The 24,936-nt window shown below is 39.5% G+C and carries 27 protein-coding genes and 2 riboswitches; of the genes, 21 read left to right on the forward strand and 6 right to left on the reverse strand.

The features are described 5' to 3' along the window. The first annotated feature begins 134 nt into the window (after positions 1–134). From V7L95_RS13215 to V7L95_RS13245, 7 genes are all read left to right on the forward strand, one after another. Positions 135–821: a response regulator transcription factor gene (locus tag V7L95_RS13215; RefSeq protein ID WP_008346176.1), complete on the forward strand. Its 687-nt coding sequence runs from the start codon at positions 135–137 to the stop codon at positions 819–821. 3 nt (positions 822–824) lie between these two features. After that, a complete protein-coding gene (locus V7L95_RS13220) occupies positions 825–2,174 on the forward strand; it encodes an ATP-binding protein (protein ID WP_008346174.1) in 1,350 nt (449 codons plus the stop codon). A 66-nt stretch (positions 2,175–2,240) separates the two neighbouring features. Beyond that, complete coding sequence (locus V7L95_RS13225; protein WP_340966776.1) at positions 2,241–2,930, forward strand: PepSY domain-containing protein; 690 nt, start codon at positions 2,241–2,243, stop codon at positions 2,928–2,930. A gap of 93 nt (positions 2,931–3,023) precedes the next feature. Further along, positions 3,024–3,542, forward strand: a complete 519-nt coding sequence (locus V7L95_RS13230) for a PepSY domain-containing protein (RefSeq protein WP_008346169.1) — start codon at positions 3,024–3,026, stop codon at positions 3,540–3,542. Between the two features lie 174 nt (positions 3,543–3,716). Then, a complete protein-coding gene (locus tag V7L95_RS13235; protein WP_008346168.1) occupies positions 3,717–3,860 on the forward strand; it encodes a hypothetical protein in 144 nt (47 codons plus the stop codon). A 131-nt stretch (positions 3,861–3,991) separates the two neighbouring features. Next, positions 3,992–4,155, forward strand: a riboswitch (M-box (ykoK) riboswitch). Between the two features lie 207 nt (positions 4,156–4,362). Next, on the forward strand, positions 4,363–5,721 hold the full coding sequence (gene mgtE / locus V7L95_RS13240; RefSeq protein ID WP_007498785.1) for a magnesium transporter: 1,359 nt from the start codon (positions 4,363–4,365) through the stop codon (positions 5,719–5,721). A 101-nt stretch (positions 5,722–5,822) separates the two neighbouring features. After that, a complete protein-coding gene (locus V7L95_RS13245; RefSeq protein WP_017367106.1) occupies positions 5,823–6,221 on the forward strand; it encodes a hypothetical protein in 399 nt (132 codons plus the stop codon). A gap of 130 nt (positions 6,222–6,351) precedes the next feature. Here the strand turns inward: V7L95_RS13245 and V7L95_RS13250 are convergent, their stop codons facing one another. Next, positions 6,352–7,215 carry a LysR family transcriptional regulator gene (locus V7L95_RS13250; protein WP_019743439.1) on the reverse strand — a complete coding sequence of 288 codons (864 nt, stop codon included), beginning with the start codon at positions 7,213–7,215 and terminating at the stop codon, positions 6,352–6,354. 205 nt (positions 7,216–7,420) lie between these two features. On the opposite strand from V7L95_RS13250, the gene V7L95_RS13255 reads away from it, so the two are divergent. Beyond that, positions 7,421–7,783, forward strand: a complete 363-nt coding sequence (locus tag V7L95_RS13255) for a cupin domain-containing protein (protein ID WP_340966782.1) — start codon at positions 7,421–7,423, stop codon at positions 7,781–7,783. A 241-nt stretch (positions 7,784–8,024) separates the two neighbouring features. On the opposite strand, the gene V7L95_RS13260 is transcribed toward V7L95_RS13255, so the two are convergent. After that, a complete protein-coding gene (locus V7L95_RS13260) occupies positions 8,025–8,354 on the reverse strand; it encodes a MerR family transcriptional regulator (protein ID WP_007498778.1) in 330 nt (109 codons plus the stop codon). A 192-nt stretch (positions 8,355–8,546) separates the two neighbouring features. On the opposite strand from V7L95_RS13260, the gene V7L95_RS13265 reads away from it, so the two are divergent. The 3 genes from V7L95_RS13265 to V7L95_RS13275 all read left to right on the forward strand — a co-directional run bounded on the left by V7L95_RS13265 (position 8,547) and on the right by V7L95_RS13275 (position 9,727). After that, positions 8,547–8,702, forward strand: coding sequence for a hypothetical protein (locus V7L95_RS13265; RefSeq protein WP_008346151.1), 156 nt, complete (start codon positions 8,547–8,549; stop codon positions 8,700–8,702). A 38-nt stretch (positions 8,703–8,740) separates the two neighbouring features. Beyond that, positions 8,741–8,905, forward strand: coding sequence for a hypothetical protein (locus V7L95_RS13270; RefSeq protein ID WP_008346148.1), 165 nt, complete (start codon positions 8,741–8,743; stop codon positions 8,903–8,905). Positions 8,906–9,262: 357 nt separating this feature from the next. Further along, positions 9,263–9,727, forward strand: coding sequence for a MarR family transcriptional regulator (locus V7L95_RS13275; RefSeq protein WP_088004396.1), 465 nt, complete (start codon positions 9,263–9,265; stop codon positions 9,725–9,727). A gap of 235 nt (positions 9,728–9,962) precedes the next feature. On the opposite strand, the gene V7L95_RS13280 is transcribed toward V7L95_RS13275, so the two are convergent. After that, on the reverse strand, positions 9,963–12,386 hold the full coding sequence (locus V7L95_RS13280; RefSeq protein ID WP_017367109.1) for an EAL domain-containing protein: 2,424 nt from the start codon (positions 12,384–12,386) through the stop codon (positions 9,963–9,965). A gap of 248 nt (positions 12,387–12,634) precedes the next feature. Here V7L95_RS13280 and V7L95_RS13285 point away from each other — a divergent pair, with 248 nt between their 5' ends. The 4 genes from V7L95_RS13285 (at position 12,635) to V7L95_RS13300 (ending at position 16,486) form a co-directional block, all read left to right on the forward strand. Further along, complete coding sequence (locus V7L95_RS13285; protein WP_007498772.1) at positions 12,635–13,249, forward strand: DedA family protein; 615 nt, start codon at positions 12,635–12,637, stop codon at positions 13,247–13,249. Between the two features lie 78 nt (positions 13,250–13,327). Then, positions 13,328–13,437, forward strand: a riboswitch (yybP-ykoY riboswitch). Between the two features lie 96 nt (positions 13,438–13,533). Continuing rightward, positions 13,534–14,325 carry a TerC family protein gene (locus V7L95_RS13290; protein WP_046527615.1) on the forward strand — a complete coding sequence of 264 codons (792 nt, stop codon included), beginning with the start codon at positions 13,534–13,536 and terminating at the stop codon, positions 14,323–14,325. Between the two features lie 215 nt (positions 14,326–14,540). Next, the gene (gene sigI / locus V7L95_RS13295) at positions 14,541–15,296 is read left to right on the forward strand and encodes an RNA polymerase sigma factor SigI (protein ID WP_008346139.1); all 756 of its coding nucleotides are present in this window, start codon (positions 14,541–14,543) and stop codon (positions 15,294–15,296) included. Further along, entirely contained in the window at positions 15,293–16,486 is a 1,194-nt protein-coding gene (locus V7L95_RS13300) for an anti-sigma factor domain-containing protein (RefSeq protein WP_113766974.1), read from the forward strand. Before sigI ends, V7L95_RS13300 begins: the two co-directional genes overlap by 4 nt. A 39-nt stretch (positions 16,487–16,525) precedes the next feature. On the opposite strand, the gene V7L95_RS13305 is transcribed toward V7L95_RS13300, so the two are convergent. Both V7L95_RS13305 and V7L95_RS13310 read right to left on the reverse strand, forming a co-directional pair. Beyond that, on the reverse strand, positions 16,526–16,720 hold the full coding sequence (locus V7L95_RS13305; RefSeq protein WP_008346135.1) for an alpha/beta-type small acid-soluble spore protein: 195 nt from the start codon (positions 16,718–16,720) through the stop codon (positions 16,526–16,528). 124 nt (positions 16,721–16,844) lie between these two features. Continuing rightward, the gene (locus tag V7L95_RS13310) at positions 16,845–17,561 is read right to left on the reverse strand and encodes a DUF1836 domain-containing protein (protein ID WP_035700520.1); all 717 of its coding nucleotides are present in this window, start codon (positions 17,559–17,561) and stop codon (positions 16,845–16,847) included. Between the two features lie 279 nt (positions 17,562–17,840). Here V7L95_RS13310 and htpX point away from each other — a divergent pair, with 279 nt between their 5' ends. From htpX to V7L95_RS13335, 5 genes are all read left to right on the forward strand, one after another. Continuing rightward, positions 17,841–18,740 (forward strand): protease HtpX, encoded by a 900-nt coding sequence (gene htpX, locus V7L95_RS13315; protein ID WP_007498762.1) that lies wholly within the window; start codon positions 17,841–17,843, stop codon positions 18,738–18,740. A gap of 143 nt (positions 18,741–18,883) precedes the next feature. Then, complete coding sequence (locus V7L95_RS13320; RefSeq protein ID WP_007498761.1) at positions 18,884–20,230, forward strand: TrkH family potassium uptake protein; 1,347 nt, start codon at positions 18,884–18,886, stop codon at positions 20,228–20,230. Between the two features lie 300 nt (positions 20,231–20,530). Beyond that, positions 20,531–21,058, forward strand: a complete 528-nt coding sequence (locus tag V7L95_RS13325) for a YetF domain-containing protein (protein ID WP_017359458.1) — start codon at positions 20,531–20,533, stop codon at positions 21,056–21,058. After that, complete coding sequence (locus tag V7L95_RS13330) at positions 21,055–21,219, forward strand: hypothetical protein (RefSeq protein ID WP_008346124.1); 165 nt, start codon at positions 21,055–21,057, stop codon at positions 21,217–21,219. Before V7L95_RS13325 ends, V7L95_RS13330 begins: the two co-directional genes overlap by 4 nt. Continuing rightward, positions 21,212–21,394, forward strand: a complete 183-nt coding sequence (locus V7L95_RS13335; RefSeq protein ID WP_017359457.1) for a hypothetical protein — start codon at positions 21,212–21,214, stop codon at positions 21,392–21,394. The genes V7L95_RS13330 and V7L95_RS13335 overlap by 8 nt, the downstream gene beginning before the upstream one ends. A gap of 33 nt (positions 21,395–21,427) precedes the next feature. On the opposite strand, the gene V7L95_RS13340 is transcribed toward V7L95_RS13335, so the two are convergent. After that, positions 21,428–22,447 carry an acyltransferase family protein gene (locus V7L95_RS13340; protein ID WP_007498757.1) on the reverse strand — a complete coding sequence of 340 codons (1,020 nt, stop codon included), beginning with the start codon at positions 22,445–22,447 and terminating at the stop codon, positions 21,428–21,430. 293 nt (positions 22,448–22,740) lie between these two features. Between V7L95_RS13340 and V7L95_RS13345 the strand changes: the two genes are divergently transcribed. Further along, positions 22,741–24,936: a PAS domain-containing sensor histidine kinase gene (locus tag V7L95_RS13345; protein WP_074042073.1), complete on the forward strand. Its 2,196-nt coding sequence runs from the start codon at positions 22,741–22,743 to the stop codon at positions 24,934–24,936.

Raw genomic sequence — 24,936 nt, forward strand, 5'->3', positions numbered from 1 at the left:
TAAAAATCAACCATATTACATAACAATTCCTCATTCATGAAAAATAAGATATGAAGATTGTGACTGTTCCAATGGAGAAAGGCAACATATAATAATGGAAAGACAAGCTTGCCTTTTAGATAGGAGAGATAGAGATGAACAAAGGGAAGATACTCGTGGTCGAAGATGAAAAGAAAATTGCAAGAGTGCTGTCATTAGAACTTGAATATGAAGGATATGAGGTCACAGTCCAAGATACAGGGATGAAAGGGCTCCAGGCGCTCGAGGAGGAGAGTTTTGATTTAGTGCTTCTAGATGTCATGCTTCCAGAATTAAGCGGACTTGAAGTGCTTAGAAGGGTTCGAAAGACAAATACGGCAACACCGATCATTTTGATTACCGCAAGAGGAAGTGTTCCCGATAAGGTCAGCGGTCTTGATCTTGGGGCAAACGATTATATTACAAAACCCTTTGACATAGAAGAATTATTAGCGCGAATTCGTGCACAGCTGAGGTTCAATCACAATGCGCAAGAGGAAAAGGAAATTGAGCTAAGTATTGCAGATTTAACGGTGAATGAGAAAACAAGAGAAATTCAAAGAGGCGGTCAGACGCTTGAGCTGACACCGAGAGAATATGACCTGCTTGTTCATTTATTGAAACATCAACAGCAAGTGCTCACAAGAGATCAGCTTTTAACAGCTGTTTGGGGTTTTGACTATTTTGGTGACACGAACGTGGTTGATGTCTATATTCGCTATTTAAGGAAAAAAATCGATTACCCGTTTGAAAAACAATTGATTCACACAGTGAGAGGTGTGGGTTATGTGATGAAAGGATAAAGCATGAGATTAAAAAATAAGATCCAGCTTTATACATCGTTGTCCTTGTTTTTAATGGTGCTGCTGTTTCATACAGCGATTTATTTTATTTTTTCGATGACCTTGACGCAAAAAGATATGTCCAGACTGTCGGAAGTAGCTGAAAATATTGCGATTGCACTAAAGAAGTCAGAAGAAGAGGGCCTTCCATCTTCAGAGCTTCTGAAAGCGTATCTGCCTCAAAATGGTATGATCCGTGTCGTCACAGAGAAAGGTGAATCAAAGCTGACCGTCACGAAGGAATCTACGTTTAGCTCACTTCCTTTTACATACGAATCTGGTCAGACAGCAGAAATTCAAGAATACAATAAGCATATGATTGCGTTCGCGGCTATCCCTGTCATTTGGACAAATGGGGACATTGTGTCGCTGCAAGTTTATGAAGAAATTGAAAATACAGAAGAGAACTTGGCGTTATTAAAAATGATTTTAATTGCTGCTGGCGTTTTGTTTATTGTGCTTTCTTATTTTGCAGGCCACATTTTAACGAAACAAATTGTCCGCCCAATTAGTCGAATGACCAATACGATGAAAGCAAGTATGAGAGAAAAGGCATTTAAACGAATTGAATTAACAGGCGATTCAAAGGATGAACTGTATCAAATGGGTCAAACCTTTAATGAAATGGCCGAAATTCTTGAGAAACATTATGAGAAAGAGCAGCAATTTTTGCACGATGCTTCTCATGAATTGAAAACACCCATTACCGTCATCATGAGCTACAGCAATTTACTAAAACGCTGGGGGCAAAGTCGGCCAGAGGTCGTAGAAGAATCCTCTCAAGCCATTCATGATGAGGCAAAAAAAATGAAAAGGCTGACAGATCAACTACTCACACTGGCGAAAAATGGCCAGCCGCTTTACTTGGACATGAAGCCGGTTGATCTTGGTCATTTGTGCAGCCAAGTTGGCCATACACTTGAAGTGGCAACCAATCGAACCATCCTTACTCATGTACAAACAGATCAGCCTGTTATTGCTGAAGGGGACGAAGAGAAGATCAAACAGCTTTTGACCATCTTGATTGATAATGCGGTTAAATATAGTGCAGAGCCAGTTGATGTGAACTGCGGACGAGCAGGAGAGAAACCGTTTATTTCGGTTGTTGACAAAGGAATTGGCATAAAAGAAGAGGATCTGCCGAAAATCTTTGACCGCTTTTTCCGTGTGGATGAAGCGAGAAACAGTGAGACGGGTGGTACTGGACTTGGCCTGTCAATTGCGAAGCAAATTGCTGAAGAGCATGGGGCTGAGCTAAAGGTAGACAGCCGTATCGGTGAAGGAACCGTGATGACCATTCTTTTTCAGAAATAAGTAGGTCTTTTCTCATCAATTTCTCATTTCCTCCTTATAAAATAGGAAATAGGAAGGAGGCGCTGCATGTCTAGAAAACTGAAAATGCTGCTTACGCTCGCAGGATGTCTTTTCATTCTTGTGGCTTTTGCAATGCTCATGATTCAAACCATTGACAAAAAAATATTAAGCGAAGCAGACATTAAAAAAATCATCGCAAAAGACTACAATGGAAACATCACAAATATTGATTTGATCAACCATAAACAGGACTATACATTGACGCTTGAAAATTCAAATGGCATCTATCAAATCATTGCATCTTCCTCAAGCGGTCAAATGAAAGAGATGAAACAGTTAAAGAGCTATCAAAAACCAATTGAGAAAAATGCCGAACTCCAAGCAGAAGAAGTGGCAGTGAAAAAAGTGAAGGGTACCGTGATTCAAAAGAAAGAAAAATCGGATCGCTTTATCTTTACGATTCAATCAAAAAAAGAACTGTATCAAGTGGATGTTGAGAAAGACACGTTCAAGGTGATTGAAGCAGAAAAGAAAAAGCCAACCTCTAAAGAAAAGAAGCTGACAAAAATAACGGTAGAAGAAGCCATTCAGATTGCCGTAAAAGAAGTAGGCGGCACAGTGGATGATGCAGATCTTGAAACTTTTAGTGGAATGCTCGTGTTTGAGGTAGAGCTCGATTTGCCGGATGGAAGAGAGGCAGAGGTGTTAGTGAATGCTTATACAGGAGATATTGAAGGCATTACGTACGAAAACTAATCATTTTCTCATGATTTTCTCATGTTCCTTTCCTTCCTTTATCATCTTGTTTTTTTAAGATAAAGGAGAAATCAAACAGAGGAGGAATGAAACATGATAAAAAAAGTACTAGTAGCTACAGCATTCACAGGAGCACTTGTCGCAGGTGGTTTCACCCTTCAAGCGCAAAATACAAATCAAACGGCAAATGCCGAACAAGTGGTACAAAAGAAATCTTCATTTGTCTCAAAGAAACAGGCTGAAAAAGCAGCATTAAAAGTTGTGAAAGGCTATGTAGATGATGTAGATCTTGAGCGTAAAAAAGGAAAATGGGTATATGAGGTCGAGATTAAAAAAGGCGGCTTTGAATATAAAGTATATGTCGATGCCAAAACAGGCAAAGCGCTCAATGATCCAGTCAAAGAAAAGAAACAAAATGTAAAAATCACCAAAAAACAGGCTGAACAAATTGCCCTTGCAAAAGTAAAAGGAACAGTCACAGATTCAGAATTAGATAAAGAAAATGGTGTGTACTTGTATGAAATTGAAATTACGACACCAAGCGGCGAAGAAGTTGATTTTGAGATTTCCGCTAAAACAGGCAAAATCCTCAAGCAAGAATGGGACGATTAAGCCATAAATGAACCTTTGAGCGTGATAGAAAACCTTTGCAGCCCTAGGAAGGACGAGTACTGGCGCGGAGCGAATTTGACATTCGTGAGCACCAGCACGCACATGCTGAACCTTACACTTTTATGTGTAAGGTTTTTTCATTGGGACAAACTACTTGAAAGGAGGCGAGAGAATATGATGAAGAAAAAAGAAGAAGAACAGACGATGGATCGTGCGGAATATGTTCCCCATCCTGATGGAGAAGGATATGCTTTGTTTTTGCATGATTCCTTTCATCTCCTCTCCCAAGAGGATATGAATCAGCCGGAAGAAGAATAAAAGACATGAAAGGGCGATGGTCAACTTGTCGATCGCTCTTTTTTTGAAAAGAAAGCGAATACATCAGGAAACTTGGCATCTTGCTTATTGACATCATTGCGCTTTTTCTGTAATCTCAGTGTGTCAACAATATGAGACTTCGTTAGGTGAGGCTCCTGTATGGAGATACGCTGCTGCCCAAAAATGTCCAAAGACGCCAATGGGTCAACAGGAATCATCGACATAAGGTGATTTTTAATGCAGCTGGATTAATCCTATGCCATACAGTGCTAAAGCTCTACGATTGAAGGAGCAAGTGTTTATTTGTCATGCTTACAAAGCGCCTTCATTCGGTTGAAGGTGCTTTTTTATGAGAAAAGGAGGTGTGGGGATGGATCATCCCGATTCGAGACACATAGAGAGTATGTCAAAAGATCAGATTGACGCATCAGATAGAGGAGATCCTGACCCCCGCACAATCTAAGGGATTCGGGTATCTCCTGATTTTGGGGAGGTAACAGCGATGATACAGAACATTACGTACGATGAACTCATTTTACGCATCATTATTTTACTAAGAGATGGAAAACGTAAAGAATTTAAAAACATTATGGAAGAACTTCAGCCTTATGATATGGCCTACTTATTCAAGGAGCTTCCAGAAAAACACCGCGGCCGCTTTCTCAGCTTTTTAACAGTCGATGACGTGACGGAAATGATGGGTGAACTGGAGCGGGAATATCAAGAGATTGTTCTTGAAAAAGTAGGGAAAGACAAAGCCACCTTCGTCACAAACAAAATGGATAACGATGATCTAGCCAACTTGTTTGATGAGATGGAGGATGAGCTGAAGGATCAGCTTTTATCTAACATGGAAGCAGAGGAATCCAAGGCCGTCCAGCTTCTCATGAATTATCCTGCTGAGACAGCAGGTCGGATCATGACCAATCGGTACGTTTGGATTCCGCAGCATTATACGGTTCAGGATGCCGTGGTGAAGCTGAAAAGCTTTGCTGAAATTGCCGAATCGATCAACTACTTATATGTCATAAATGATCAAAAACAGCTTGTAGGGGTACTCTCATACAGGGATCTTATTTTAGGTGAGCCAGATGAAAAAGTGCAGGATCTTATGTTTACAAGAGTCATTGCCGTTGGTGCCTTTCAAGACCAGGAAGAAATCGCAAAGCTCATTGAACGATATGATTTCCTTGCCATCCCTGTTGTAGAAGAGAACAATGTCCTAGTCGGAATTGTGACAGTCGATGATATCATTGATGTTGTGATTCAAGAGGCAGGAGAAGACTATGAAAAGTTTGCTGCCTCTGGTAAAGATATCACGTTCGACACACCGGCATTTGTGGCGGCATACCGACGTCTTCCGTGGCTTATTTTGCTCTTATTCATTGGGCTGATTTCAGGCAGTATCTTGAATTATTTTGAAGATACTTTGCAACAAGTCGTTGCTTTAGCGTTCTTCATGCCGATGATTGCAGGTATGACAGGGAATACAGGGACACAGTCTCTAGCGGTTGTCATTAGAGGATTGTCAAAAGAAGAATTAACGAAAAAAACCATTATGCGCTTGATTTTCAGAGAGCTGAGAACAAGTATTTATATTGGGATTGTTTGTTCAATCATTATTACGGTCGTTGCCATGGTATGGCAGGGCAATATGATTTTAGGTTTTGTTGTTGGTTCCTCGCTTCTTGCAACACTGATTATTGGGACAATGGCAGGTACGGTCGTGCCGATTATTTTACACAGATTAAATGTGGACCCAGCCATTGCATCTGGACCACTGATCACAACATTGAATGATATTTTATCCTTACTCATCTATTTTGGAATTGCAACAGCATTTCTTCATACACTGATGTAGTCAAAAGACTGTAAAATGTAACGTTTTACAGTCTTTTTTGAATAAAGATTGCATATAGCGCTTCCATCCTTTACATTTTAAGGAGAAGGTGGGAGAGAAAAATGAAGAAGTTTTTATTCATTTTCATGTGCATTGTTTTGCTAAGTGCATGTTCAAGAGAAGACGAGGGGAAAGACAGAAGACTGGTGGCATCAGAGCATATGCTTGAAGCGATAACTGAAGGAAATAAACGAAAAATGGACAATGTCTATGTCGAAGGCGCAGTCCCAAGCCCAAATGACATTCTTAAATCGAAAAAGGAATGGGGAATTGAGACGCTTTCTTATGAAGATTTTCAAATGGAAGAAGCCAGCATCCACGTCTTTCATGCAAATTATAAAGATGCAAACACTGGAGAAAAAAAGGCGCTTGCCTTTCGGGTGAAAGAAGATCCTGAAAAAGGCGGCGTACGAATTGACTTTGTAGGGGTTGTTGAAGGAACTGACGCTTCATCTAAATAAAAAGAATCGTTCATATGCTTTATGATCAGTCAGGCATAAGAAGGATAGAAGAGCTGAAAGAATGTCGCTCTATCTATCCTCTTTTTTTATCACACATGATCTTATTTATGAAACAATGATCTGTCTCAGATCACTTATTCGTGATGCCCATTAACTCCATAAATTGTGACAGGGCACTGGTCATGTACGAATCACGTCGCCTGATCAACACAGTGGGCACGATTCGATGTGGTTCTGGTAATGGATGACAAGTAAATTTGCCTTGTCCCCGAGATTCAACCATAGATTTTGGTAATACGGTCACTCCCAGTCCGCTTTCAACACATTTAAGGACGCCCTCTAACGTACCATATTCCATGACCTTCATAGGAGGATAGCCGTTGTTCTCTAGCCACTTTTGCCATCGTCCTAAATAAATACAATGGGCGAATGACGAGAGCAACGGCTCATGTAAAATAGATTCTACCTGGAATTGCTCCGTGGAGTAGCTTGTAATGAGAACGAGGGATTCTTCCAATACAGGATACTCGATGATTTCTGGATGAAGAATTGGCCCATCTACCAAGGCGCCGTCTACTTTGTAGTTGAGGATAGCGCTAACTTGATCGACTGTAGGTGCCATATACAAGCTCAATTCTACTTGTGGAAATTTTTTGTGATATTCTGTGAAAATGCTGGGCAATCTTGTAGATGCGGTGGACTCTATAGATCCAATGTGTAAAGATCCCCGCGGAGTAGAGGAAAGCTTTACTGCTTCTATCGCTTCTTCGTAATCGTATAGTAATTTATTTACATAGGGCAGCAGTTCACGTCCTGCAGGCGTTAAAGATATTTTCTTATGATATCGATAGAGAAGAGGTACACCTAACTCTTGTTCAAGACGTTGGATTCTTGCGGTGACATTGGACTGCACATAATTTAATTTTTGAGCAGCTTTTGTGATGCTTTGTTCAATGGCAACGGCTTTAAATACTTCCAAAGATTTAATATCCAAACTAACTCTCCTTTTTTGCATCACAAATTGTGATGATCTATATGCTATTTTTTGATTTTACGTGATCCAATGAAGTATGTAAACTGAATGATGGAAGAGGTTGATGCTCATTGCGTCCCTTTTATTTGATCGAGAGGAGAAAATGAGAATTTTTTAGCTGTGGCAATTAAAACAGACGTTTCCATTTAATAAGGAGGGGAATCGATTGATTTCAAAGGTAAATATCGAAGAAAAATTTTCGCAAATAAATGATTATTGGAATCCTAGAATAAGTGGAGAGTTGAACGACTCATACATGAAAATGGTGAAAATTAAGGGTGAATTCATTTGGCATCACCATGATGATGAGGATGAAATGTTCTTTGTGTGGAAAGGCAATCTAGTCATCCGTTTTAGGGATAGGGAAATAACGCTTCATGAAGGAGAATTTCTTGTGATTCCAAAAGGAGTTGAACATCAGCCAATTGCTGAAGAAGAAGTTCACTTGCTCTTAATTGAACCCAAAACGACGCTAAACACGGGGAATGTGCTCAATGAACGAACTGTTTCGATTACTGAACAAATTTGAAAAACTAAATCGTTAAAGATCAAGTATCTTAGGTGATAAATAGTTGAATGGTTGTTTTAGCTAATAACGAGGCTGCAATTGCTGCCTCGTTTTGCTGTTTCAATGATTCATTGGTTTTCGTTGTCTGAAATAGACTCTTCTGCAAGAATCGGTCTTTGGGTAAGTTCGTGCTTTCATCGTTTCATATTCAGGTCGATCAGATGCTAAGTCTATTTTGCCAAGTAAGCGATTTTTATTTAGTTCATCGATTTTTGTACCGGAAGTGTGCATTAATTTGACCTTCCAGCATTTTTTTCTTATATTGTCCGCTTTTTAATGCCTGTTCTTTTTTCTTCATGTCTTTTAAAATTTCCGCTGTCTGCACACCATCTTCCCGTTTATTGGCGATATCCATTAAACGTTCTACATCAGAAAAAGAGTATTTCCGTGTGCCTCTTGTTGAGCGCTGGGGGTAGATGAGTTTCCGTTCCTCATAATATCGGATTTGCCTGACGGAAAGCCCTGTTAATTCACTGACAATCCCGATTGAAATGACTTTTTTATCTTTATAAGATACATCTTCCTGCGTCATATCCTCACCCCTGCAAGTCTTTTCTTCATATTATATCGAAAAGTCAGTAAAAAAACCTAACGTTTGTTAGATAATATAACACAAAAATGAAAAAAGTGAAAAACAATGGAAGGAAAATTAACATATAACGTGCAAATCATGTCACGTGAACATATGATAATAAAAAGAAAAAATGAGGAGGAGGCGCACTTGATGGAGAAAACACAGATCATCCGTATGGCAAAAGAAATCATCGCATTAGATGTGAAGAGGGATGAACTGCTGGAGCAGTTTATGCAGGCTGCGGGTCAGAATGCACATGCTCTTCTTAGAGCCGTACAAAATGATTTGTATAAAAAGTCCTCATAAGCACCCGATCCATATCCATTGATAGGAGGGGAGATGTCGTGCGGCGTATATTAAAAGAAGCTTTAGCGAAAGAAAGACATTATTATACGAAGCAGCTTTGCTCACTTGGGGTGTATAGCCCTGATATGACCAAGAACATGACAATTAGTGACTTAAAAAAAGAGTATCATTTCTTTTTCAACAAAACCGATCGCTATCTTTAACATCCCTTATCATGTGCACTGTCACATGAAGGGTTCTTTTTTTGCGTGTTTAATATTATAGCAATATTGAATTTTGTAGAAATTTGACGAATCAAATGTAAGGAAATATAGAGCCTTTACAGATTATGTTAAAATTTGTCGTAACTTGATGGTTTGCTGGAAAAGCTTTTTTTCGAGATGATTGTGAAAAATAAGAAGGATTTTAAAAGTTTATATCGAAATCTTATACATAACACGAATGGAGTCACTTATGTGGTTGAAAGGGTTTTCAAAAACGTACTTCTATTTTTTACGAAAGGCTCCAACTGCACCGCAAGAAAGCCTTGAAGTTAAAAAAATATTATAAGAGGTAGATATGTGATGAGACTATCGTTTAATGAAGAAGAAGTAGAACGTTCAATGACGCTTTACAAAGTTTTTGCAAGGGCATTTAAAAGCGTTTCCGAACACAGTATTAGAGACAGCAAGGAGCATGGATTCAATCCAACTGAATTTGCCGTTCTCGAATTACTGTATACGAGAGGTGCTCAAAAACTTCAGCAAATTGGCTCAAGACTCCTGCTTGTCAGCGGGAATGTGACGTACGTAATTGACAAGTTAGAACGAAATGGTTTCATTGAAAGAGAACAGGACCCAAAGGATAAACGGTCAGTTTATGCCCATTTAACGGATAAAGGGCGCAGTTATCTGGATAAAATTTATCCAATCCATTCTCTTCGAATTGCGCGGGCGTTTTCTGGTCTTTCGCGTGAAGAACAGGAGCAATTAATTAGTCTGCTGAAAAAAGCAGGTATTCACAGTCAGCATTTGTTATTTAGATAAAACGAAAAGGTGCCATGGTTGGCACCTTTTAGATTGTTGACAAAGGGCTAAAATGAACTTGATTTTAGCCCTTTGTCTTCTTTTCAGCCCAGCGTGATAGAAAACCTTTGCAGTCCGAGGAAGGACGAGTACTGGCGCGGAGCGAATTTGTCATTCGTGAGCACCAGCACGCAGGACTGACAAAGAATGCGAGGGTTTGTCTACACGCTGAAAGGTGCCATGGTTGGCACCTTTTTTATGTATCCAGCTGATGAGCAGGATAGGCGATAAATTTTTCAATATCACTAGCTGGAAGTGGCTTGGCATAATAAAAGCCTTGTAGATCGTCACAGCCCTGCGCAGATAAAAGTTGCGCTTGTGCAAAAGTTTCAACACCTTCAGCAATGACTTCTAGAGATAGCTGGTGCCCCATTGCAATAATAGCCCCTGTGATTTGCTCAGACTTTGAATCGCTCAAAATATCCTCGATAAATGATTTATCAATTTTCAGGCGGTGAATCGGCAAATCCTTCAAATAGCTTAAAGAGCTGTGGCCTGTACCAAAATCATCAATACTAATACGGACGCCAAGTTGTTTTAGAGATGTCAGTACCTGTTTTGACTGCTTGATGTTGTCCATTGTCATGCTTTCTGTCACTTCAAGCTCAAGAAGTGATGGTTGAAGGTCGTATTTTTTTAGCGTTAGTTTAATCAAATCAATTAAGTCTTCAGAGTTAAACTGCTTAGCAGATAAATTGACCGCTACAGGAATTTTCAATTGCTTGTCATACCACAATTTTGCCTGCTGACATGCCGTGTCAATGACCCACCTTCCAATATCGATGATCAGGCCGGATTCTTCAGCAAGTTCAATGAAAGCCTCGGGTGATTTTAGAGAACCGTCTGGTGCTTTCATTCTTAAAAGGGCTTCAACACCTGTCATCTGTCTTGTTTTGGCGCTGATTTGCGGCTGATAATGAAGCACAAACTGCTTTCTTTGAATGGCATCTCGTAGCTCCAGTTCGCGATTGAGTCTGTCCTCACTCAATCTCTCCATAGATTCAGTAAAGAATTCATAGCGGCTTTGTTTATGTTTCTTTGATAAATACATGGCCATATCTGCTTTTCTCATCAATTCCATACCATTCTTTCCGTTTTGCGGAGAGATGGCGATTCCAATACTAATGGATGTAATGAGCTGATGGTTTTGAATGAAAAAAGGACGTTCAAATTGGCGAATGATGTTTTTCAAAAGCTGTTCAATTTTATGTGTGTTATGCTCCATGTGAGGAAAGATCATTAAAAATTCATCCCCGCCAATTCTTGCAATAAAGCCATTGTCAGGCAAACATTTGGTTAGTCTGTTTGCGGCGGCTTTCAACAGCAGATCGCCTATGTTATGACCAAGGGCATCATTAATAATTTTAAACCGATTTAAATCAAGAAAAAGAACTGCCGTTGACGTTTTTGTCTCTTCTTGAGCGGATAAAACATCATTTAAATGATTAATTCCGTGACGACGGTTCGGAAGTTCAGTTAGTGCATCATAATGTGCCATCACATGAATTTCTTTTTCAGCAATCTTCTGCTGGGTTAAATCCTTTAAAACGAGATAAATGCTGTCAAGTGTATGGTTGACGTGTACGGGTATGTATGTAACATGATAATAATAAAAACGATCTGCTGCTTTCAGTTCTGCTTCACGCGTAATTGCTTTTTTTGATTGATAAATAAAGTCTTCCCACATCTCAGTCGGCATGACGTATTGACTCACATCATCACCAATCCAGGAATTGCACATTTTCAAAATGTGTTTGCCTGGGTCATTCGCAGATATCACTTTTCGATCAACAGATAACACGATAATACCATCTATATTATGTTTGATCAGTGATTGGAACCGCTGTTCATTTTCTTTTAGCTGATCTGATTGTGACATAATCCGGTGATCAATATAGGCGCCGAAAATCATGAGTGATTGGACGATAAGTGTCATCAGGCCGATGAAAATCGACAGGCTGAATGGTGACATTTCAAGAGAACCACCCGCAGCGACCTGACCATCTGAATGAAAAAACATCGTCGAAGACGCCATGCCAGTGTAATGCATGCCCGCAATAGCACCGCCCATCATCAGTGCACCCGCTATTTTTAACAGCTGATCCTCCCGCCTTTTCTCAGAGCGATGGAGCCGGAAAAAAAGGTGTAATGAAAAGAATGAAGCGAGCGCACCAATAAAAAACGAAAGAAAAAAGAGAACAGGGTCATAGCTGATGGTGACATTCGCCATTGATTCCAATCCGAGATAGTGCATGCTGCAAATAGCTGAGCCCATCGTGATCGAACTAATCAAAAGTCGTCTTGTGGAAAGTTGCTGCTGAATACATATTGAAAAAGCAATGAAAGAACCGATAAAAGAGGTCAAAATCGATAAAATGAGTAAGGGTGTTTCATATGTGATACCAGAGCGTAGATGAAACGCCATCATGCCAATAAAATGCATTGACCATATTCCCATCCCCATGATCATCGCACCAATGATCAACCATACTCTTTTCTTTGCGCCGCTCGACTGGATCACCCGGCTGGCTAATTGAAGAGCTGAGTAGGAGGCGACAGCGGCGACAGCGACTGACAGAAAGACAAGCCATCCGTTGTAGCTTCCTGTTAAATGTGTCATGTAAGAAAACCTCCTGTATCTAAAAACAGACATATACTTAATATATCGGATCAAGTGGCGCCTGTGTTCACTTTTCCTTTACTTAAAAAGGGCATTCAGCATTTTTTTTGAACATTTTTTATAGTAAAATCAAATTTAATGTAAAAAAACGAAGAAAAGTGAATCATTTTTGGTTTTTTATTCGTTTAATAGGTGGCACGGTACGATTTGCAAGCATAGCCTGTCAAACTGATTATGTGTGAAAGGGATTGATAAACATCGAAGATTTTATTATTTCATTAGCTGATGCCTTTAAGAATTTGTCGTACTTCGGCATCTTTCTTGCATTATGCATTGAATTTGTTCCTGCTGAAGTGGTGTTGCCTCTTGCAGGTTACTGGGTTTCAAAAGGGGACATGGCCTTCATCGGTGTTGTGGCTGCCGGTTCTATTGGCGGTGTGGCAGGCCCCTTGACCTTGTACTGGTTAGGGCGTTACGGAGGCAGACCCTTTTTAAATAAATATGGGAAGTATTTCTTTGTGAAACCTGAGTCACTTGATAAATCGGATGCCTTTTTTGAAAAGCATGGCGGATTTGTTGCGTTTAGCGGCCGGTTTATTCCAGGGGTCAGAACCCTTATTTCCATTCCGTGTGGGATTGCGAAGATGAATGTGTGGGTTTTTTGCCTGTATACGTTTTTGGCGATTACGCCAATTACATTTGTATATGTGTATCTAGGATTTGTCCTTGGGGAGAACTGGCAAGAGGTTGGAACCATTTTAGAACCATATGTATTGCCGATTGGAATTGGTATGCTCTTATTGTTTGTTCTCTACGTGTGGCTGAAACGAAGAAAAAGAAAAACAGAAACACCAACGGCTTAATCAATGGGTGGAGATAAAAAGTCACCTGTTGACAATCCGGGGTCTGTTGATTATGATATAAGTAATCTAAATATTCTTAATCCCACCAAAGGGGAGTAGCGTCCGGTTTTTACCGGAAACAAAGTCGTCATTACATGGAACCTCATTCCATCGGCTTTGTTGGCATGATTATTTACATATCACATGTCTAGCAAGACCTTTGCCATTACAGGCAAAGGTCTTTTTTGCATTCATAAGCCTTTGTCTGTTGTGGGACAATAGATAAAAAATAAGGAGGAATGATGATGGATGCAGCAATTATTTTAGAGTACGGGTGGGTTCTTCTCGTATTGATTGGATTAGAAGGGATTTTAGCAGCTGATAATGCGCTGGTTATGGCTGTGATGGTCAAACACCTTCCTGAAAAACAAAGAAAAAAGGCATTGTTTTACGGACTTGCGGGAGCATTTGTCATGCGATTTGGTTCTCTTTTTCTTATTTCGTTTTTAGTAGATGTGTGGCAAGTTCAAGCCATTGGCGCAATTTATCTTCTATATATTTCGATTCACCATATTTTAAAATCGCACGTATTTAAGAAAAAGGAAGCAGACACAAACATGAAACAAAGCGGCTTTTGGGCAACCGTCGTGAAAGTTGAGCTTGCTGACATTGCATTTGCAGTAGATTCTATTTTAGCAGCTGTTGCATTAGCTGTGACTCTGCCAGCAACAAACCTTCCACAAATTGGCGGGCTTGATGGCGGTCAATTTATTGTCATTCTATTGGGCGGTATCATTGGTCTAGTGATCATGAGGTTTGCGGCGACTGTATTTGTGAAACTGCTTAAAACGAGACCAAGCCTAGAAACAGCAGCATTTGTCATTGTCGGATGGGTTGGCGTGAAGCTGACGCTCTATACACTTTCTCATCCAGCCATTGGGATCGTGTCCTCTCATTTCATTCATTCAACATTATGGAAAGTCATTTTCTGGACGGTTCTTCTCGCAATTGCAGCATTTGGTTGGTTTTTATCAAGTCCATCAAGAAAAGGCGGCCAGCAAAACGAGGAAAAACAAGAGATGCGGCTGGAAGAGTAGGTTTTTTGAAAGAAATATCATTTCATTTTCATAACACGTATATTACAAAAAAGGGGGGGATACCCCCTTATTTCTTTGCTTTTAAACGAAACGTTGTAAAGTAGATAGAGAAATACATGTCACAATTGAGTAACAGGAAATGAATTCCTCATTTCTTCCTTTGCGCTTCCCTCATAAATTAGCTATCATAAATGAGTAATATAGGGAGAACTGAGGTGAAACCATTGCTTAGCCTTTTGTTTAAAAAGGGAAAGAAAAAGCAAACATTAGAGCAGTCGGCAATCAACATCCAACAGGGTGATACCGAGCTGCAAAATGCATTAATAGAGCAATACAAACCATTTGTCGCTAAGACGGTTTCATCCGTTTGTAAACGATATATAGATGAAAAAGATGATGAATTTAGCGTAGGCTTAATTGCCTTTAATGAAGCGATAGAAAAATACTCTGCCGAAAAAGGCAACTCACTCCTTGCATTTGCGGAGTTAATTATTAAAAGAAAAGTAATCGACTATATTCGAAAAGAAGCAAGAAACGCGCCAACGGTTCAAATGGACCTTCAAGAAAGTGAGAATGGCGAGTACTCGCAAAGCATGATTGAAGCAGAGCTTTCTGCAAATGAATATAGGCGTTTAATTGAACAAGAACATAGAAGAGAAGAGATTGAACATTTTAAAGAACGATTGAAAGTATATGGTCTTACGTTTCAAGAACTGCTTGAGCATTCACCAAAGCATGCGGATGCGAGACAAAATGCCATTAAAGTGGCCCATACACTCGTGAAGCACGATGAACTGAGAACCATTTTATTTCAGAAAAAACAATTGCCAGTCAAACAGCTGGAAAAGCTAGTGGAAGTCAGCCGCAAAACGATTGAGAGAAATAGAAAATATATTATTGCGATGGCGATCATTATGACAGGTGATTATGTGTATTTGAAAGATTACCTTAAAGGGGTGCTTAATTCATGAGAAGAGGCATTATAGTAGAGAAAAACAAAAAATATGTCACACTGCTGACCCCTGATGGACAATTTCTGCGGACAAAGTATGAACAGCAAGACTATGAAATCGGTCAAGAAGTGACGTTTCCGAATGAATCACGTCTCGAAAGAAAAAGAGCCGGTTTTTTTGACCTGCTTCGTTTACGTCCGTTAAATGCAGGAATTCTATCAATTGCAGCAATTATTGTCGTGATCTTCACTATGATGCCATCTTTCTCAAGTCAAAAAGCATATGCATATATGACGATTGACATTAACCCAAGTTTTGAGCTGAAACTCGATCACAATTATCAAGTGATCGGTGTCACTCCGCTGAATAAAGATGCGAAGCAAGTACTGGCCAGTATGAAAGATTTAGAAAAAAACGACATGACCAAAGTCGTGCAGGAAATCATCGATGATTGTGATAAAAAGGGATACGTGAACCACTCTAAAAGCATTTATATTTCAACTGTTTATGAAAACAAGCAGGATCATACATACAAAACAAACGTAAAAAGTAAAATCAGCACCATCTCGGGGGAATATCAAAAGCGCAATTATAAGCTGGAAACTGTGGAAGGTGACCTGGAAACAAGAGAAAAGGCACAAAAAGCAGGCATTTCAACAGGAACTTATATTAGAAATCAAGAAATGCAAGACAACGAACAAGAGGACGTTAAAAAAGAAGATGAAGATCCAGCAGATGACGAGGCTGTCAAAGAAGAAGAGCCGAAAAATGCTGATGAAGATCAAAAAGACGAAGACAAAAAAGAAGACATCAAGACAGACGATAGCGATGAGATGCAGCCTGATAAAGAAGCTCCTGAAGGCGAAGACAAAGAGCAGAAGGAAGTTGAGAGGGAAGAGCAAGGAGCTGTTCAAAAGCCTCACCAAACAAGCCCTAATCTTGACAACAAAGAGAAAAAGGGAAAAGAAGAAAAGGATCGCTCTTTTGAAAAAGACAAAGAGCAAAAAAAAAATCACTCGACTGATCCAAATGAAAAAAAACATCCAAACGGCACATCACGTGGTGATACTGAAAAGCATGTAAAAAAAAACGACAGTGCTCAGAATCGTCCGTACGGCGAACGTAACAGAAATGACGTCAAACAAAAAGGAAAAAACACACCGCCCTCATACCGTGAAAACCGGGATGAACCTACATATGAACAGTAAAAAAACGCCAGAATAGATCCGGCGTATTTCACCATGTCTTTATTTAGTTGAATGGCCCATTTGAGATTGCGCCTGCTGTACGAGTCTTTTTGTCATCTCGCCGCCAACAGAACCGTTTGAACGTGCGACTGTATCTGAACCGAGATTCACGCCAAATTCTTGAGCGATCTCGTATTTAAATTGATCTAAAGCTTGTTCTACTCCAGGAACAAGAAGTTGATTTCGATTTGCCATCACATATTCCTCCTTTCACCTCATGTTTGTTGCGCCTTCTTATTTTGAAAAAAACAGCCTGCAATTATGCTGGCAATTGCTGCACAAAAAAGCCGAGGTGATGAAGGTCACCTCGGGCTCAGTTTTAAGTCTTTTTCAGCTGAAGCGTATTCAACATCATTTCTTGCGCTGTGCTTTGCAAGTGAGAAGTGAAAACGGAGAACACGGTAGAACTGATAATGCCTTTAATCAAATGCCATTGCGGCTTCGTCAATTCTGTGAACTCTTCGTGGAGTTTGTCCGTCTGCTCTTCTGTCATTTCTCGTAAATTTGTTTCCTTTAATGGAAAATGTGTATGGTGATAAATAAAATCAAGGACGTGCGCATATGCTTCATAAAAACGGATGGGGCTGATAATATCATCCGTTCGATCTGTGATCGTATTAAATAAGGCAGATAAGATCGTACGAATAGAATCAAAATCAAATACTGATTTTAAATCCCGGACAATTAATAAAATAACGACTTGATCAATGGAGTACTTCTTGCCAAGCTCTGGATGGCCGATCATATCTTTAATATCGCGCTTGATCCAGTTTTGAATGGCTGTCGATTTAAGAGAAGTCAGTTCACACAAGTTGCCAAGCTCAACGATTTCGTTCGTTGAAAGCCCGTGCTCTGATTTTTGCTTCCGCCGTTCGAGTTTTTCAAAAAACGAAGGGATTCTTAATTCATCATATTCATGTTCCTTATCGCTTTTTACAGATAAATTCAAAAGCTGAAGCGGAGTCAGATCTCCCTCGCCTTTTAGAGAATACAGAAGTCTCGTCATGTCAATTCTCGTTAATTTAAAAGTCACCATGTTCCACCTCATTTTGTACGTCAAAAACGTGATTATTGATCTAATTCAACATCATAATCTCTTTTTAATGAAAATGCAAAATAAACTAAAATAGGACCGGTGCGTCACAATTTGTTCACTTGTTTGCGGATGCAAGTAGCGTAATCATTGAAATGACGAGGTTTTAGCCAGTATGATAAACATAGAAAACGATTCCTTTTTCCTTGCAATTTGAGACGTTTATTTTTATAATTTTATTAATAAGTTCAAATGAACTTAATATGACAGCGGAGGTTATGTATGGGTAAAAGAATATTTCTGTTTATATTAACGAACATTCTTGTTATCACTACGATTGGTATTGTCCTATCGGTTATTAGTGCAGCAACTGGTGTTGGTTCTTATATAGGAGCAGACGGAAGACTTAATATCCTTTATCTTCTTGTATTCAGTGCAGTTGTTGGTTTTGTAGGCTCGTTTATGTCACTAGCGATGTCTCGCTGGATGGCAAAAATGATGATGGGTGTGCGTGTGTTAAATCCAGAAAAGGATTCATTAACATATGATGAGCAGCAGCTTGTTGACCGCGTTCACAGACTATCAAGAGCAGCAGGCCTTTCTAAAATGCCTGAGGTCGGTATTTACCAATCATCTGAAGTAAATGCATTTGCGACAGGTCCTTCTAAAAGAAGATCGCTTGTTGCCGTATCAACTGGATTGCTTCATGAAATGGATGATGCAGCAGTTGAAGGGGTTATCGCTCACGAAGTCGCTCACGTAGCGAACGGTGACATGGTTACAATGACGTTACTTCAAGGAATCGTCAACACGTTTGTTGTCTTCCTTTCAAGAATTGCGGCATGGATCGCAAGCCGTTTCGTTCCACGTGAAGAGCTTGTGCCGATTGTTCACTTTATCGCTGTGATCGTCTTCCAAATTATTTTCTCTATCTTAGGAAGCCTTGTCGTATTTGCTTACTCTAGACATCGCGAATTCCATGCAGACCGCGGCGGTGCGGACCTTGCAGGAAAAGATAAAATGATTCATGCGCTCCGTTCACTAGAGGCGTATACATCAAGAATTAAAGATGATGATCAAACAGCTGTTGCTACACTGAAAATCAGTGGTAAAAGAAAAGCTTCTCTTTTCTCAACACACCCTGATTTAAACGAAAGAATTAGAAGACTCGAAGCAAAATAAGAAAGATCAAAAGACATTCTGCGTAAGGATGTCTTTTTCTTTTTGATGAAAAAGTAAATAAAGCACAAAATACCTTTAAAATCTTCTCTCTTTTCATTAAAATGATATAGTATTCGAAAAGAAAGATAAAAGAAGGAATAACCATGAATCCAATGAAAAAACTAATCGACCGGCTGTCGGCTTTTCAGCTGATTGCCCTTTATTATTTTCTTGCTGTGACCGTGTCGTTCATACTACTCAGTCTGCCAGTGGCTCACCAAGAAGGAGTCAAATGGACATTTATTGATGCGCTGTTTACAGCTGTGAGTGCTGTCAGTGTCACGGGTTTGACTGTTGTCGATACGTCACAAACATTTAGTGTGACCGGGATGTGGATCCTTGCATTTGTTTTGCAAATCGGTGGTATCGGCATTATGACACTTGGTACATTCGTCTGGCTGGTTATGCGAAAAAGGATCGGCATTAAAGAAAGAAAATTAATTATGGCAGACCAAAACCAGAGCAACTTATCAGGAATTGTAAAACTCATGAAGCAGGTCTTATATTTAATCTTACTGATTGAGTTTGTAGGCGGTCTGATTTTAAGTATGTATTTTCTTAAGTATTACGATGTGCAAGGCGCTTTTTTACACGGATTTTTCTCTAGTATCAGTGCCACAACCAATGGAGGCTTTGATATTACTGGGAATTCGTTAATTCCTTATAAAGATGACTATTTCGTCCAATTTATTACGATGCTGCTCATCATTTTTGGCGCTATTGGCTTTCCGGTACTTGTCGAAGTAAAGGATTATTTATTCAATCAAGACCGAAAACATGCATCGTTTTCATTGTTTACGAAAATTACCACGATCACGTTTGGCCTTCTTGTTGTCGTTGGGGCAATTGGGATTTATGCACTTGAAGCCCGCTTCACTTTTCTAGGGAAGAGCTGGCATGAAATCTTGTTTTATTCTTTGTTTCAATCAACAGCTACTAGAAGTGGCGGGCTTTCGACATTAGATATTACGCAATTGACAGAGCCGACACTGTTATTTTTATGTTTGCTGATGTTTATCGGGGCATCTCCAAGCTCGGTAGGGGGCGGAATTCGGACAACCACGTTTGCCCTTAATTTACTTGCTTTGTTTCATTTTGCGAGAGGAAATAAGTCCATTAAAATCTTTAAAAGAGAGCTTCATCAAGCGGACATTAATAAATCCCTCATGGTGACGATGATGGCCTTTATTTTAGTGTTTGGTGCTACGTTTCTGTTAACTTTATCAGACCATCATACACTTCTTGAAACTTTATTTGAAGTTTGTTCTGCATTCGGAACAACAGGACTGTCGCTCGGAATTACGTCTGACTTGTCCGTATTTGGTAAGTGTATTATTATGGTCGTCATGTTTATAGGACGGATTGGAATTCCAAGCTTCTTGTATTTAATTGGCCGCCGGGAAAGTGAAGCGAATTATCATTATCCGAAAGAGCGTGTGATCATCGGCTAACCAGCATTCCTACTGAATGCTGGTTTCAGCGTGTAGACAAACCCTCGCATTCGTTGTCAAATCTGTGCTCCGGTGCTCACGAATGTCAAATTCGCTCTGCTCCGGTGCTCGACTTTCCTAGACTGCAAAGGTTTTCTATCACGCTGAAAAGAAGACAAAGAGTTAAAATAACGATCATTTTAACTCTTTGTCGACAATCAGACCAGCATTCCTACTGAATGCTGGTTTTTTTATTTCCATTATATAACTGGCTAAATCACAAAGGATGTTCGCAATCTATAGGTAAGAGGTGAAAGAGACGTGCTGGATGTGTTATGGAAAGCAATTGTAATGCTGCTCGTTGGTACTTTGCTGCTGAGAATAGCAGGGCCTAAATCCATTAGTCAATTAACGGTTCAACAGACAGTCATCATGATTTCAATTGGATCGATTATTATCCAACCCTTTATTGAGCATAATTTACTTGAAACCATTTATGCGGCCGCCATTTTTATTGTGGCGCTTGTGATTATGGAAAAGCTGTCGATCCAATTTGATTTTTTTGAAAAATTGGTTTCAGGGAAGTCTGTGGTGATTTTAGAGGATGGAGAAATGCTTGATCACAAGCTAAAAAAAACGCGGCTGACAAGGGACCAATTCAAAATGCGCTTAAAGCAGCAGGGCATCACAGACATCAGCAGTCTCAAAAAAGCAACGCTAGAAGCGAATGGGCAAATTGGATATGAGTTAAAGCCTGAGGAAAAACCAGTGACAGTCAAACAAATGAAAGAGCTGTTTGATCAATTGAGCGAAGAACTAAACATGTTAAAAAGGAATGATGACAAATGAAAAGAAAAACAGCAAAAAATGAAGCACTCACGAATAATATGACGCCTACAGAAAGCATGGCACACGATCAAGGACAAACACAATTTGACGAGCAATCAGAAGACCGCCAGGCGAACCGAAATTCTCATCAAGGTAAACAAGGGGGAGCATCTCGTGACTAAAAAACATGTGAAAAGTAAAGATATGAAAGACCATAAAAAACCGATGAACCCCGATATCTTGCAAGAGGAATTTGGCAGCGAGCTGGGAGATATAAACAGCAGTAAATGGATTGATACCTTAATGAAGCCTAAAAAAAACGATGAATGTCATACTGAACAGAAAAACAAAAAATAAATAGAAAAAAACGATCCTGAGAGATCGTTTTTTCTATTTAATATAACTGTTTTGTCTGCCAGTAATGGTTCGCATCAGGCTGGTCATTTTGAGCTCGATGACTGGTTGTGCAACAGTTTTAACAAATGTACTAGATAGGGTAAAGGTTAAGAGGACCGTAAGCAGCAATAGAATCAATACACTTGCCGTATTTAGAGCCCAATCATCAAACCAAGTCGTTCTTAAAAGCTTAATCACAAAGCCATGAAGTAAATAGACATATAATGTTCTTGTGCCCCATTTGGTAAAGAAGAACCGGCGTGTAGGGACTAATGCAAAGAAACTAAAGGTAGCAGCAAATGCAAGTAAATACCATGCCATTCGTTTCATCGCTGCAATGAGTCCTTCATCTCCAAGAGAAGCGTACGATTGTGACCCAAATAAAAAGGAATAATCGAATTCATAAAAATAGCAAAACATGAACACGGCCATCAGTACAAGAAGTGCAGTCAGTTTCCCTTTGCTTGTTCGGATAAATTCAAAGTGCTGCTTTTTTAAATAAAAGCCAGCTAAAAACATCGGCAAAAAGACAAACGTACGAGATAGGCTGAGTGTATCGCTAATGCTGTCCACGTAACCGACAAGTAACGCCATCGATAAACTGACGATCATTGCCCAGTGGAATGGCAGTTTTGAAAAAGGAATGAGTAGTAAGTTCCAAAAGAATAAACTGATTAAAAACCATAAAGACCATTGCGGATCAATCGGATTTAAGTTAGAGATGCTTTGATCCTGTAAGAAATAATAATACACAGAATAGATGACCTGAAAAATCAAATATGGGATGATCAGCTTAACTGCGACTTTTTTCATAAAACCTGGTTTTCTAAAACCTTTGGCAAAGAAGCCAGACACCAATATAAAAGCGGGCATATGGAATGTATAAATAAATTTATATAAGTAGAGTATCCAGTCATTATCATGTATGAATGACCGTAACAAATGACCAAAAACAACTAGAAAAATCAGAAGAAATTTTGCATTATCAAAATAACTGTCTCTCGTTGACGTCATAACATCACCTTTCCTGCTTCTTTTCGAACATAAACGTTCTAAGTGCACTGTTCCCTCATTTGCCCCATTTTAAAATACAAATTGGCTCATTTCGCTATTTGATGTGAAATTGTAGAACGGTTGTAAAAGAAGCGTAAGAAAAGAGAATCGTTATACAATCGTGTCATCCAAATGAAACAAATGAAGCAAGCCTCGTGTAAAAAGTTCTCTTTTTTTATGAGTCGAATGAAGGAACAATGAAAATCTTGTAGAAATATTGTAGAGGAATGAGGCTGGAAAAGGAGTGTAAGAGAATGACTGAAACGCTCGATGGTGCGAAAAATATCAGAAAATTAGAAAAAGAGAACGAATATTTGCGAAATGAATTGATACAGCACAAAATGCTGTTAAATAAGACGTTAGATGCGATTTTTATATTTGATCAGCACCTCAACATTATCCAAGCCAATGAAGCGACATGCAGGCTTGTGCAAACACCGAAAGAAGACCTCCTCAATAAATCCGTTCTAGATTTCCTATACGGCATCCCGAAAAACAAAATTGACTGCTCGCTTGAGATTTTTTTTCGAAAAGGAACGTTAAAAAGAGAGATCTCCATTCAACTTGAAAATGGAGAGACAAAATATATTGAATTTGTGGCGGAGCACGACGTGGTGAATCAACAATATATTGTCGTCATGCGTGATATTTCTTCAAAGAAAATATTAGAGCGAGAACGTTCGATGAATGAGCAGCTGTTTAAAGATTTATTTGATCGAGCGATTGACGGTATGGTCATTTTTGATCAGGATGGTTGTATGATTGACGCCAATCACTCTTTTTGCCAGAGCTTTGAACTTCAAAAAACAGATTTAACAGACCGCTACTTAAATGAATTTGTTGAAGAAGAAAACCTTCCAGCGCTCCAGCAGCTCTTAACTTCATTGAAAGAAACAGGGAAAGCAAAGGGAGAACTTCCTGTTACCCTTCAATCTGGGCAGAACAAATTATTCGAACTGACCATCACATCCAATGTGATGAGTGGTTTTTACATGTCCATCATGCGTGATATTACAGAAAAAAGATTAATGGAAGAAAAGCTGCTAAAAAGTGAAGAACGTTTTAGAGAAATATTCGAAAATGCGATGGATGCCATCATCATTTGGGCGGATGATGGAGAGATTGTCAGGGCAAATGAATCCGCCTGCCGAATTTTCGAATTACCGATGCAGCAGCTGATTGGCAAGAAACTCATGGATTTTCTAGTCAAATCTGATCGCAGATACCGGCCGACAAGAAGACGGTATATCAGGAATCTTGAAATCAGAGAAGAACTCCTCTTTAGAATGGCGAATGGCCAATTCAAAGAGCTTGAGTTCACCTCTAAGCATGCGGTATTAGAAGGACAGCACTTAACCATTTTACGGAATGTCAGTGACAGAAAGCGAATGGAAGAGGAGCTTCGAGAAAGTGAGCTCAAATTCCGTAAAGTATTTAATGGCTCTATGGATGGCATTGTTCTTTTCGATAATCAATACCGGATTATTGATGTGAATCCTTCCGCAAGTGAACTGCTTGGCCTCAAAGATGATCACTTAACGGAAATGAATCTTTTTCATATCCTTGCGCCATATCAAATTGAAAATTTGGCGCAGCCAGCTCAGGCGATGTCATTAGATGAGATGGACAATGAAGTTCCATTTGTGCTGAACCATCCAGATCAACGTATTTTGGAGTTTTCTTTTAAACGAAATATTATTCATAACATGAATTTGGCCATCTTTAGAGATGTGACTGAACGCAAGGAATTAGAGGAGCGGGTAAGAAAATCGGATACGCTTCATGTTGTCGGAGAGCTTGCCGCTGGAATTGCTCATGAAATTAGAAATCCAATGACGGCTTTAAAAGGCTTCATTCAGTTGCTCAAAGGAAACATTGAAGGGGAGTATTCGCTCTATTTTAATGTCATTACATCAGAGCTAAAAAGAATCGAATCCATCATTACAGAATTTTTGATTTTAGCGAAACCGCAGGCCATCATCTATGAAGAAAAAAATGTCGTGCAAATTGTCAAAGACACGATGGACCTTCTTCACGCACAGGCCAATCTTGGCAATGTACAAATGCATTTAGATGTGCTCGATGATATTCCGCTCATCTACTGTGAACAAAATCAATTGAAGCAAGTCTTTATTAACATTTTAAAAAATGCGATTGAAGTAATGCCTCAGAAAGGAAATGTATATGTGAGCATTCAAAGGAAGGGCGAGGAGCACATTGTGATTTCTCTTCGTGATGAAGGCTGCGGAATGACAGAGGATAAACTAAAGCGTCTCGGAGAACCATTTTATACAACAAAAGAAAGAGGCACTGGACTTGGGTTAATGGTTAGTTATAAAATTATTGAAGAGCATCAAGGAACCATTGAAGTAGAGAGTGAAGAAGGGGTCGGAACAGTGTTCCATCTCACGCTTCCACTCCGGCAACAGAAACAAGAAGGGGAGCTTTAA

This window comes from Bacillus sp. PPSBB_11, from assembly GCF_038023285.1.
Classification (GTDB): domain Bacteria; phylum Bacillota; class Bacilli; order Bacillales; family Bacillaceae; genus Bacillus; species Bacillus altitudinis.